Here is a 12,951-nt window from a genome sequence, read left to right as displayed (position 1 = left end):
CGTGGCGCGGAAACGGGTTCGCGTGCCTGTAGGGATGCGTCGTTCGTGAAAACCGCTTTGCTTTTCTCGGGACAAGGATCCCATCGTTTCCAGATGGGACGGGCGTTGTTCGATGCCGATGCCGGCGTCCGCGCCCGCATGCAGGAAGCTGACAGCGTCTTTCGCGGACGTTGCGGCCGATCGTTGCTCGATGTGCTTTACGCGGCGGATGCCGTCGCGGATACGCCGATGGTGCGTCTGCTGCACAGCCACGCCGCGATCTTCATGGTGGAGTACGCACTCGCGCGCACGTTGCTGGATCGGGGACTGCGCGTCGACATGGTCGCCGGTGCCAGCCTGGGCTCGTTCGCCGCGGCCGCCATCGCGGGATGGCTCGACATGGACACGGCCATGGACGCCGTCATCGAACAGGCCTGGGCCGTGGAGCGTCACGCGGAACCCGGCGCCATGATCGCGGTGATGGGCGACCTGGCCGGGTTCGCCGACGCGAACCTGTTCGACATGTGCGAGGTGGCAGGACGCAACCTCGCCACCCATACCGTGCTCGCCCTGCCGGAGCGCCATGTGTACGGGGTGGAGACCCACCTGCGGGCGCAGGCGTTGCCCTTCCGACGACTGCCGGTCGCGTTCGCCTTTCACTCCCGCTGGATCGATCCCGCGCGCGAGCCGTACGACGCATACCTGCGTACGTTGTCCCTGCGCGACGATGGCCTGCCGTTCGCGTGCTGCGCGCGGGGCGCCTGGCTCGAACGGCCTGACGCGACGCACTTCTGGTCGGCGGTGCGCCATCCCATGAACCTGCCACGCACGTTCGACCTGCTCCACGCGCAGGGCGACGTGCGCTACATCGATGTCAGCCCCGACGGCACGATGGCCACCTTCCTGAAACACCATCTCCCCGCGGGGGCGTCCTCGCGGCTTCATCCGGTCATGTCGCCATTCGGCGGCGACGTGGCCCGGCTCGAGGCGCTGGTGCCTCGCCGCCCGCAGACACGCGTTACGCGCACACCGGAGTCGCATCCCATGAAAGCAGTCATCTTTCCCGGCCAGGGCTCGCAGTTCAGGGGCATGGGCAAGGATCTCTTTCCGCTCTTTCCCGACGAGGTGCGGCGCGCGTCGGACATCCTCGGTTACTCGGTCGAAGACCTCTGCCTTCAGGATAGCGACGGGCGGCTGTCGCAGACGCAGTACACCCAGCCCGCGCTTTACGTGGTGAACGCGCTGCACTACTACCAACGCCAACGGAGGGGCGAAGACGTCGACGCCGCGTTTTTCGCCGGCCACAGCCTCGGCGAATACAACGCGCTGCACGCGGCGGGCGTGTTTTCCTTCGAGACCGGGCTGCGGCTGGTCAAGAAGCGCGGTGAGCTCATGGGCAACGCCGGGGGGGGCGGCATGGCCGCCGTGCTGGGTACGTCGGCCGACGAGATCCGCACGCTGCTCGACGAACACCGCCTGCACGGCGTCGATATCGCCAACCTCAACACGCCGACGCAGACGGTGATCGCGGGTGACCATGAGGCGCTGAAGGCCGCGGCCGATCTGTTCGCCCGCCTGAACCTGCGCTACATCCCGTTGAACGTCAGCGCCCCGTTTCACTCGCGGCATATGCAGCCGGTACAGGCCGAATTCGCCGATTTCCTGCGCCAGTTTGTCTTCGAGCCGCCCAAAGCGACGGTCATCGCCAATGCCACGGCGCGGCCCTACGACGGCGCCCGCATCGTCGAGACCCTGGCGAGCCAGATCGCCACGCCTGTGCACTGGGTCGACTCCATCCGCTACGTGATGGGGCGCGGCGAGGTCGAATTCCAGGAGATCGGCGCCACCATCCTTTCGAAGATGGTGAACGAGATCCGCAGCAGCCAGACGCCCATCGTCGACGAGGTCGCGGTGAAGGTCGATGCGCTGATCGCCGATGCGGAAGATGCCGTGGCCGTCGACGGGGCGCGCATCACGGCCGATTCCCTGGGTAGCCGGCGGTTCAAGCGACGCTATGGCGTTCGCTATGCCTACCTGACCGGCGCGATGTACCGCGGCGTCGCGTCGGCCGATCTGGTGATTCGCATGGGAAGGGCGGGATTTCTCTCGTTTTTTGGCGCGGGGGGGCTGTCCACGGCAAAGATCGACGCAGCGCTCACCCGTATCCGGGGCGAATTGTCGGCGGATCAGCCGTTCGGCATGAACCTGCTGGCGAACTATGAATACCCCGAGCAGGAAGACGCGGTGGTCGACCTCTACCTGCGCCACGGGGTGACGAACGTGGAGGCTGCTGCGTTCATGCAGATGACGCCGGCACTGGTACGGTTTCGGCTGCGGGGCCTGCGCGCTTCTGACGACGGCGACGTCGCCTGCGACCATCGCATCGTGGCCAAGGTGTCGCGGCCGGAGGTCGCCCAGGCTTTCATGAGCCCGCCGCCGCCGGCCATCGTCGAGCGGCTGCTGGAGCGTGGCGAGATCACCGCGCAGCAGGCGGCGTGGGCGCGGCGCATCCCGATGAGCCACGACATCTGCGTGGAGGCCGACTCCGGCGGCCACACCGACGGCGGTATCGTGGCGGTGATGCTGCCGCCGCTGATGCGCCTGCGCGACCGCATGCAGGCCACCCACGGCTACGCCGAGCCGATCTGCATGGGCCTGGCGGGCGGCATCGGCGGCCCGGAGGCCGCCGCCGCGGCCTTCCTGCTCGGCGCGGACTTCATCGTCACCGGCTCGATCAACCAGTGCACGGTGGAATCGGGCATGAGCGCCGACGGCAAGACGCTGCTCCAGTCGATGGACATCCAGGACACCGAGTACGCGCCCGCGGGCGATATGTTCGAAATCGGTGCCCAAGTGCAGGTGCTGAAGAAATCGGTGTTCTTTCCCGCCCGGGCCAACAAGCTGCTGTCGCTCTACCGGCACCACGACAGCCTCGAGGACATCCCTGAACGTACGCGGCGGCAACTGGAGACCACGTTCTTTCGGCGCAGCTTCGCCCAGATATGGGACGACACCCAGCGCTACTTCCGTTCGGCCGGCATGGACCACGAGATCGCCAAGGCCGAGGCGAATCCCAAGCACCGCATGGCGTTGACCTTCCGCTGGTATTTCGCCTACTGCACGCGCCTAGCCATCGAAGGCAAGGGCGAGGACCGGGTCAATTACCAGATCCAGACCGGCCCCGCGCTGGGCTCGTTCAACCAATGGGTAAAGGGCACGCCCCTGGAACCCTGGACGGCGCGCCACGTCGACGATATCGCGCACCGGATCATGGACGCGGCGGCGGATCACCTGACACGGTCGTTCGCCCGACTTCGTCGCGCTTGAACCTCGGACACACACTCAGCACGGGCAACGCCATGAACGTCGGTCAGCAGTCGCAGCACGACACCCACGCGCCGGATTCCCGGCAGGACATCGCCATCGTCGGCATGTCGTGCCGTTTCCCCGGCGCGCGCAACTATGACGAGTTCTGGCACAACCTGACCGAGGGCCGCTCCAGCGTCGGCGAGGTGCCGGCCGACCGCTGGGACCGCGACGCGGTGTATTCGCCCGACGTGCGCGAGCCCAACAAGACCACGAGCAAGTGGGGCGGCTTCGTCGATGGCGTCGAATACTTCGACGCCGATTTCTTCGGCATCTCGGCACGCGAAGCAGCAGTGATGGATCCGCAGCAGCGGCTTATGCTCGAACAGGCCTGGGCGTGCCTTGAGGATGCCGGTTACGACCCTGCCGTCTTCAGTGGCACCCGCACGGGCGTCTACGTCGGCGTGTTCACCTTCGACTATCGCGATTACCTGGGTCGCGCGCTGGAGAGCGTGGAGGCGCACGTCTCGACGGGTACGCACACCGCGCTCATCCCGAACCGCATTTCGTATTTCCTGAACCTGCACGGTCCCAGCCTGCCGATCGACACCGCTTGCTCCAGTTCGCTGGTCGCCCTGCACAAGGCCGCGCACGCGATCCGCCGCGGGGAGTGCGAGCAGGCCCTGGTCGGCGGCGTCAGCGTGCTGTGCAGTCCGACCCATTTCATCTCGTTCGCCAAGACCGGCATGCTGTCGCCGGACGGCAGCTGCAAGACGTTCGACGAGCGGGCCAACGGCTACGTGCGCGGCGAAGGCGCGGCCATGGTGCTGCTCAAGCCGCTCGACGCCGCGATCCGCGACAACGACCGCGTGCTCGCGGTGCTGCGCGGCACGGCGATGAACCACGGCGGACACGCGCGGACGGTGACCTATCCCGGCTCGCTCGCCCAGTCGAACGTCGTGGCGCATGCGCTGCGCGAGGCCGACGTGCCGGTCGCGAGCGTGAGTTACGTCGAAGCCCACGGCACGGGTACGCCCAAGGGCGATCCCATCGAGATCGAAGGGCTGAAGATGGCCTTCGCCCGCGTGGCGGACGAACGCGGCGAGACCCTCGGCGAGAGATCCTGCGGCATCGGCGCGGTGAAGACCAACATCGGTCACCTGGAATCGGTGGCGGGCATGGCGGGGCTCATCAAGACAATGCTGTGCATGAAGCACAAGGTGTTTCCGCCCCTCGTGCACTACCAGCGGCTCAACCCGCGCATCTCCCTCGACGACAGCCCGTTCTTCATCGTCGATGCGGCCCAGCCATGGACCGCTCGGACGGACGAGGCGGGGCGCGAGTTGCCGCGTCGCGCCGGCATCAGCTCGTTCGGTTTCGGCGGCGTGAATGCCCATGTCGTGGTGGAGGCGTATCCCGAGACGGCGCGGGTCGCCGCGTCGATCGGCCCCGCGTTGGTCGTGCTGTCCGCCCGCACGAACGAGGCGCTGCGCGAACGCGCCACGCAGTTGATACAGGCCCTGGATACCCGTGAGGTGCGCGAGGCGGGACTCGCCGACCTGGCGTACACGCTCCAGGTCGGGCGCCAGGCGATGGCCGTGCGCCTGGCCTTCGTGGCGACGTCGCTCGACGACGTTCGCGCCCGCCTGGCGGCGTGGCTCGCCGGCACGCCGCGCGACGACGTGTGGGCGGGGCAGGTGCCCGTGGGCGAAGCGAACGCCCCGGTGACGCCGAACGACGACCTCTCGGCCGTCGGCCGCCGCTGGGTACGGGGTGACGCGTTCGACTGGTCGGCATGGCATGCCGACGACGTGCGCCGGCGCCTGGCGCTGCCGACGTATCCGTTCGCGCGGGAGCGCCACTGGGTGGACATGAAGCCCGGTGCCGCGGCCCAGGCCACCCTCCATCCCTTGCTGCACCGGAACACCTCGACCGTGGGCGGACTGCGTTTCAGCAGCCGGTTCTCGGGCGACGAGCCGTATCTCGCCGACCACGTGGTGCGCGGCGAGCGCACCCTGCCGGCGGCGGCCCAACTCGAGATGCTCCGTGGCGCCGCGGAACTCGCCTCGGCGACGGCCCGGGACTGGCGCGTCAAGGACGTGGTGTGGCTGCGTCCCATCGTCGTCGCCGATGCACCGAAGACGATCCATGTCGCGCTGTTCCCCGAGCCGGACGGCGCCTTGAGCTTCGAGGTTCATGACGACGACACGGTCTACACCGAGGGCGCTCTCGCGCCGGTCGACGCCGTCGCCGGTCGCCACGATCTCGACGCGCTGCGGGCGCGCTGCCCGACGCGCCGCGACGACCTGGCCGCGCTCTACGAGGCGTTCGATCGCATCGGCCTCGCCTACGGCCCCGCGCATCGCGTGGTGGGCGAACTGCTCGTCGGTGATGGCGTCGCGCTGGCCCGGCTCGTGCTGCCGGAGTCGCAGAAGCCCCAGCGCGCCGACTACGTCCTGCATCCGAGCGTGCTCGATGGCGCGCTGCAGGCGGCGATCGCCTGCGTGCCCGAGGATGGTGCGCTGCGCCTGCCGTTCGCGCTGGCATCGCTCGACGTCACGGGTGCGTGCCATGACGACGCCTGGGCGGTGATCCGGACACGACACGGTACCGATGGATCGCACGCGTTCGACATCGACCTGTGCGACGACACGGGCGTGGTGAGGGCGACGTTGGGCGGTTTGACCGTGCGCCCGGTCATGACGGCCGACGCGGTACGCACCGCATCGTTCGCGCTGGCCTGGCATCCCCGCGCCGCGAGCGCGGCGATGTCTATCGACGGGCGCCACCGCGTCATGCTGTTCGATGCGTCGGCAGCGGCGGCCGTGTCGCGGGTATTGCCCGAGGGCACCTGCATCCTGGTCGAGGGCCCGACCGACGTGGCAGCCCATTACGAGGCCGCCGCACTCCGGCTGCTGGAAGAACTGGCCTCGCTGGTCGCCGTGCCCGGGCGCCACCGGATCCAGGTGGTCGTGCCGACGGATGGCGAACGGCACCTGCTGGCTGGCCTCGGAGGCCTGCTGCGGACCGCCAGCCTGGAGAACCCGCGGATCGCCGGGCAGCTCATCGAGGTCGATGCCGGGCAGGACATGGCCGACGCGTTGCGGATCAACCGGAACGATCCCGCCCAGCGTATCCGTCACGCCGGTGGCGTGCGTCATGTCGCGGCGTGGGAAGAGGTCGTGGCGGCATCGCCCCCGACCTCGCCGTGGCGTACGGATGGCACCTACCTCATCACCGGCGGCGCCGGCGGCCTGGGTCTGATCGTGGCACGCGAGATCGCCCGCCAGGCCCGGGGTGTGACGCTGGTGCTGACCGGGCGCTCGTCACCGGGCGACGCCATTCGCGCGCGCATCGCGGAGCTGGAGGCGCTGGGCGCCAGGGCGAGCTATCGGCCGCTCGACGTCGGCGATCGCGCCGCCACGGAGGCGCTGGTTGGTAGCCTGCAGGGATTGCGTGGCATCGTCCACGCCGCGGGCGTGCTGCGCGACAGCCTGATCGTGAACAAGACGCCCGAGGAGCTGCGCGATGTGTTCCGGGCTAAGGTCGCGGGCACGCTGCACCTGGATGCGGCGAGCCGCGACCTGCCGCTCGACGTGTTCCTCTGCTTCGCCTCAACGTCAGGGGCGCTGGGCAACGTGGGGCAGGCCGATTACGCCGCCGCCAACGCCTTCATGGACGCGTTTGCCGCGCATCGCACGATTCAGGTCGCCGAAGGCGTGCGTCAGGGACGAACGCTCGCCATCGACTGGCCGTTGTGGGAGGAAGGCGGCATGCGCGTGGACGCCGCCACGCTAGGCGATCTCGCCGCGCGCGCGGGATTGCGCCCGCTGCGCACGGCGAGCGGACTGGACGCTCTGCACAAGGCGCTTGCCGGTGGCGCATCGCAGGTGATGGTGGCCGAAGGCGCGATCCGCACGTTCAAGGCCAGCCTTGAGCCCGCCATCGTGGCGGTGTCCGCATCGGCGGCATCCGACGACGCCACGCCGGACGCGCTGCGCGAGAAGGCCGAGCGCTACTTCGTGCGCCTGCTCGCCGACACGTTGGGGCGGCCGGCGCAAGGCATCGATCCACAGGCGCGTCTGGAAGCCTACGGCATCGACTCGATCCTCGTGATGGAGCTGACCCGCGCGCTCGAACAGGTGTTCGGCCCGCTGTCCAAGACGTTGCTCTTCGAGTACCAGACGCTGGCCGAACTGACCGGTCACTTCCTGCGCGACCATCGTGCGCGGCTGGCCGAGGCGCTTGGCGATACGTCCACCGAGGCGCCCATCGATACGCCACGCGTGGCGCGTTCGTCGCAGACGCCGTCGGCACGCCGCCCACGCTTCGGCACGACACCCGTCCCGCGCCCGGTCGCATCGATGCCGGCCGGGGCCGGCGAGATCGCCATCGTCGGCGTGGCCGGCCGCTACCCGCAGGCGGAGAACCTGGCCCAGTTCTGGGCGAACCTCAGCGCGGGTCGCGACAGCATCACCGAGATTCCCGGCGATCGCTGGGACCACACGCTGTACTTCGACGCGGATCGCAACGCGCCTGGCAAGACCTACAGCAAATGGGGCGGCTTCCTCGACGGCATCGACCGGTTCGATCCGCTGTTTTTCAACATCTCGCCACGCGACGCGGCGCTGATGGATCCGCAGGAACGGTTGTTCCTCGAATGCGTGCACGCCACGCTCGAGGACGCCGGCTACACCCGCGAGAACGTGGCCGAGGACGGCAACGTCGGCGTGTTCGCCGGGGTGATGTACGAGGAATACCAGCTCTACGGCGCGCAGGCACAGGCGCGGGGGCAGCCGCTGGCGATCTTCAACAGCCCGGCCTCCGTCGCCAATCGCGTGTCGTACTTCTGCAACTTCCATGGCCCAAGCATGGCCTTGGACACGATGTGCTCGTCATCGCTGACCGCGATCCACCTGGCCTGCCAGAGCCTGCAGCGGGGCGAATGCGCCGTGGCGATCGCCGGTGGCGTGAACGCGACCGTGCATCCGAACAAATACCTCATGCTCGCGCAGGGCCGCTTCATCTCCGGCAAGGGGCGCTGCGAGAGCTTCGGCGAGGGTGGGGAAGGCTATGTGCCCGGCGAGGGCGTGGGTGCGGTGCTGCTCAAGCCCCTGGCCCAGGCGCAGGCCGACGGCGACCACATCTATGGCGTGATCCGCGCCACGGCGGTCAACCACGGCGGCAAGACCAACGGCTACACGGTGCCCAACCCCAACGCGCAGGCGAAGGTGATCGAACGGGCGCTGCGCATCGGCGGCGTGGACGCGCGCCAGGTCAACTACATCGAAGCCCATGGCACCGGCACCAGCCTGGGCGATCCGATCGAGATCGCGGGCCTGGCCAAGGCGTTCCGTGCGTGGACGACCGACACGGGCTTCTGCGCGATCGGTTCGGCCAAGTCCAACATCGGCCACTGCGAAAGCGCGGCGGGCATCGCGGGCGTCACCAAGGTGTTGCTGCAACTTCGCCACGGCCAGATCGCGCCGAGCCTGCATTCGCAGGTGCTCAATCCGAACATCGACTTCGCGGCCACGCCATTCGTGGTGCAGCAGACGTTGGCGAACTGGGAGCGCCCGGTCATCGACGGAAAGGCGCGTTCGCGCCTGGCGGGCATCTCGTCGTTCGGCGCCGGCGGCGCCAACGCGCACGTGGTGATCGAGGAGTACGTCGCGCCCGCGCCGGTGGCTGCGGACGGCCCGGCTCTGATCGTGCTGTCGGCCCGTGACGAAGAACGGCTGCGCGAGCGTGTACGCCAACTGGTGGACCATCTCGCCGTTCTACCGCCCACGGTCACGCTTCACGATCTCGCCTACACGCTGCAAGTGGGCCGCGAAGCCATGGACGAGCGTCTCGGCCTGCTTGTCCATTCGCTCGACCAGCTGCGCGACGCGCTCACGGGGTGGCTCGACCATCGTCCCGGCGTCGACGACCTCTACCGCGGTCATGCCCGGAAGGGCAAAGAGACGCTTTCCGTCTTCGCTGGCGACGACGACGTCGATGCCATCCTGGATGCATGGTTCACCAAGGGCCGCTACGGCAAGCTGCTCGACGTCTGGACGAAGGGCTTCGCCGTGGATTGGCGCCGCCTTCACGCGACGGACGAACGCCGTCGCGTCAGCCTGCCGACGTACCCTTTCGCCCGCGAACGTTATTGGGTGGACGTGCCTGCCGCCCTCCCGTCGTCGGTCGCCGGTCAGGCGGCCCTGCACCCGCTCCTGCACCGGAACCTCTCCGATATGACCGGGCCCCGTTTCGGCGCACGGTTCGACGGTACCGAAGTCGTGTTCGCCGACCATGTCGTGCAGGGGCGGCGCATGCTTCCGGCGGCGGCTCAGCTGGAGATGGTCCTGTGCGCCATCGCCGAGGCCCTCGGCGACGCCCGCGAAGCCACCCTGAAGCACGTCACGTGGTTGCGGCCCATCGTGGCCGGTCCGGAAGGCATCGACGTGCGGGTCTCGCTCTATCCGGAGGCCGACGGGGCGATCGGTTTCGACGTCCACGACATCGACGAACGCATCGTGTATGCCCAGGGTTCGGCCTTGACCGACGACCGGCCTGCGGCGGTGACGCACGACCTCGATGCCTTGCGCCGCCAGCCGGGCATGGTCCGCGTGAACGCTGATGACGGCTACGCCGCCTTGGCCCGCATGGGCCTGGCCTATGGGCCGGCCTTTCGAGGCATTCGCGAACTGCACGTCGGACCGGACCTGACCGTGGCGCGCCTGGCGATGCCCTCGACCGCGCCCGCCGAAGGCTACCTGCTGCATCCGGCCATGCTCGATGCCGCGCTACAGGCCACCCTCGGTGTCGCGCTCGTCGCCAGGGATGAGACGCCGCGGGTGCCGTCGGCCCTGGCGACGTTGCAGGTGATCCATCCCACGGCGGCCACGATGTGGGCCGTGGTGCGCCACGGCGAGTCACCCGATGTCGATCTATGCGATGACGACGGCGTGGTCTGCGTGCGCCTGGCCGGCCTCCGGTTGACGCCCATGCCGGCCGCGAGCGAGGCCTCGACCGTATTCATGCAGCGCGTGTGGCGACCCGAGCCCGCCACATCGGCGGCCGACACGCCCGCGAGCCACAGCGTGTGGCTTTGCGGCGTCGACGCGACCGGTCTGCGCGATCGGATGCCGGGGGCCGTCGTCATGCCGTTCGCGGCCGACGACCACCTGGCGAGCCGCTACGAGGCCGCGGCGTGCCAGTTGCTGGAGCGGCTCCAGGCGCTCCGCGATGGCCGACACCTCGTGCAGGTGGTGGTGCCCGCCGAAGGCGACGATCGCCTCTTCGCCGGCCTCGTCGGCATGCTTCGCACCGCCCACCTGGAAAACCGCCGCATCGAGGGTCAGGTGATCGTCGTCGAGCCGGGGCAGGACATCGCCGCGGTGCTCCACGACAACTGCCACGCCGGCACCGGCGAAGTGCGCTACATCGGTGGCGAGCGCCAGGTCGCGGCGTGGTCCGCGTTCGAGCCGACACCGGCGCCGGTCTCGCCGTGGAAAGATCACGGGGTGTATCTCATCACGGGGGGCGCCGGGGGCCTTGGCCTGATTGTCGCGCGTGCCATCGCCCTGGCCGTGCGCCACCCGGTCCTGGTGCTGACCGGGCGTTCGGCGATGAACGACACGATCCGCGCGAGCGTGCGGATGCTCGAGGCGCTGGGCGCCGTGGTGCGATACCACGCGGCGGACGTCGCCGATGCCATCGCGCTGGGCGAACTCGTTCGCGGTATTCCCGAAGCGTTCGAAAGCCTGGACGGCATCGTGCACAGCGCGGGCGTGGTCCGCGACGGCTACCTGGCCGGCAAGACGCCGGCGCAGCTGCGCGAGGTGTTCGCCGCCAAGGTGGCCGGCACCCTTCATCTCGATGCCGCCACGCGGGACATGCCGCTGGACTGCTTCGTCGTCTTTTCGTCCATCGCCGGCGCGTTGGGCAACGTCGGCCAGGCCGACTATGCCGCCGCCAACGCGTTCATGGATGCGTTCGCCACGCGTCGCGCGGGACAGGTCGCGCGGGGCGAGCGGCAGGGCCGCACGCTGTCGATCAACTGGCCCCTGTGGGACGAGGGTGGCATGCGCGCCGACGAGGCCACGCGTGCCATGCTTTCCCGGCAGTGGGGCATGCAGGCGCTGGCGACGGACGCGGGCATCCGTGCCCTCGACCAGGCGCTGGCCGGGGACGCGGCCCAGGTGCTGGTGGTGCACGGCGACGCCGCGCGCATCCATGAGGCGATCGTGGCCGGCCCGCGCCCAGCCGCGACTGCTGCGACGGCGGCGACTTTGACGACGGTCGAGTCGCCGCCGTCGGCTCCCGCGTCGGCGGACACCCTGCTCGACGATCTGCGTCACATGGTGTCGGCACTGATCAAGGTGAAGCCCGAGGACCTCGACGGCGACAGCGGGCTGAGCGAATACGGTTTCGATTCGATCACCTTCACCGAATTCAGCAACGCCCTGAACCGGCACTATGGCCTCGAACTGACGCCGACGGTCTTCTTCGAATACACCACGCTGCGCGGCCTCGCCGGACATCTGGTTCGCGATCACGGCGTGTCCCGGCCGTCGGCCGCGACGGCCGCGCCCGCCAGGGCCGTGGTCACCGCGCCGATAGCGGTACCGGCCCCGGCCGCGAGCGCGCGGGTCCGCCGGGGTTTCGCCGTGGCGTCGCCGACGCCGGTGCGCGATCCGGTGGCGATCATCGGCATGAGTGGCCGTTTTCCCGGTGCCGCGGACATCGACGCGTTCTGGCACGTGCTGCACGAGGGACGCGATGCCGTGGGCGTGCTTCCGGACGACCGCGCCGACTGGCACGCGTGGTATGCGGAGCGTGCCGTGGACGCGCGCACGGTGCACGGCGGGTTCATCGACGGTCTCGACGCCTTTGATCCGGTGTTCTTCGGCATCTCGCCGCGCGAGGCCGAGTCGATGGATCCGCAGCAACGCCTGATGATGATCCACGTGTGGAAGGCGCTCGAAGACGCCGGCTACGCGGCGTCATCGCTGGCCGGGAGCGATACGGGGCTTTACGTGGGCACCATGCCCAGCGGTTACGGCACGCTTGCCAGCCGTGCCGGCGCGTCGATCGAAGGCTATTCGTCCACCGGCACCGTGGCGTCGGTCGGGCCGAACCGGATGAGTTACTTCCTCGACCTGCATGGGCCGAGCGAACCGGTGGAGACCGCGTGCTCCAGTTCACTCGTCGCCCTGCGCCGCGCGGTGCTCGCCATCGAGCGCGGCGACTGCGCGCTGGCCATCGCCGGCGGCGTCAACACACTGGTCAACCCCGAACTGCACATCAGTTTCCAGCAGGCGGGCATGCTCAGCCCGGACGGGCGCTGCAAGACATTCGCCGCCGACGCCAACGGCTACGTCCGCGGCGAAGGCGTGGCCATGCTCGTGCTCAAGCGACTGTCGGCGGCCGAACGCGATGGCGACCACGTCTACGGGCTGATTCGCGGTACGGCGGAAAACCACGGCGGCCGGGCGAACTCCCTGACTGCGCCGAATCCGTCGGCGCAGGCCGCGGTCGTCCGACAAGCCTATGAAGACGCGGGCGTCGACCCGCGCACGGTCGGGTATATCGAAGCCCACGGCACCGGCACGCCGCTGGGCGACCCGGTGGAGATCAACGGGCTCCGGAGCGCGTTCCGGGCGTTGTACGCCGGCG

Annotated in this window: 2 protein-coding genes (1 of these 2 cut by a window edge); both read left to right on the top strand. The window is 69.2% G+C overall.

The genetic code is table 11. The annotated features are described in order from the left end of the window. Positions 1-45 precede the first annotated feature (45 nt). A complete protein-coding gene (gene fabD / locus PI246_RS16390) occupies positions 46-3,306 on the top strand; it encodes an ACP S-malonyltransferase (RefSeq protein WP_320552396.1) in 3,261 nt (1,086 codons plus the stop codon). A 32-nt stretch (positions 3,307-3,338) separates the two neighbouring features. Beyond that, positions 3,339-12,951 carry the start of a non-ribosomal peptide synthetase gene (locus PI246_RS16385; protein ID WP_320552395.1) on the top strand. Its footprint extends 24,848 nt past the window's final position, so the window shows 9,613 of its 34,461 coding nt (coding positions 1-9,613); it begins with the start codon at positions 3,339-3,341; the stop codon falls past the right edge of the window.

Origin of the sequence: Luteibacter sahnii (assembly GCF_034063545.1) — a bacterium.
In the GTDB taxonomy this organism is placed as follows: Bacteria; Pseudomonadota; Gammaproteobacteria; order Xanthomonadales; family Rhodanobacteraceae; genus Luteibacter; species Luteibacter sahnii.
This window is presented reverse-complemented; position numbering and strand designations above follow the sequence as displayed.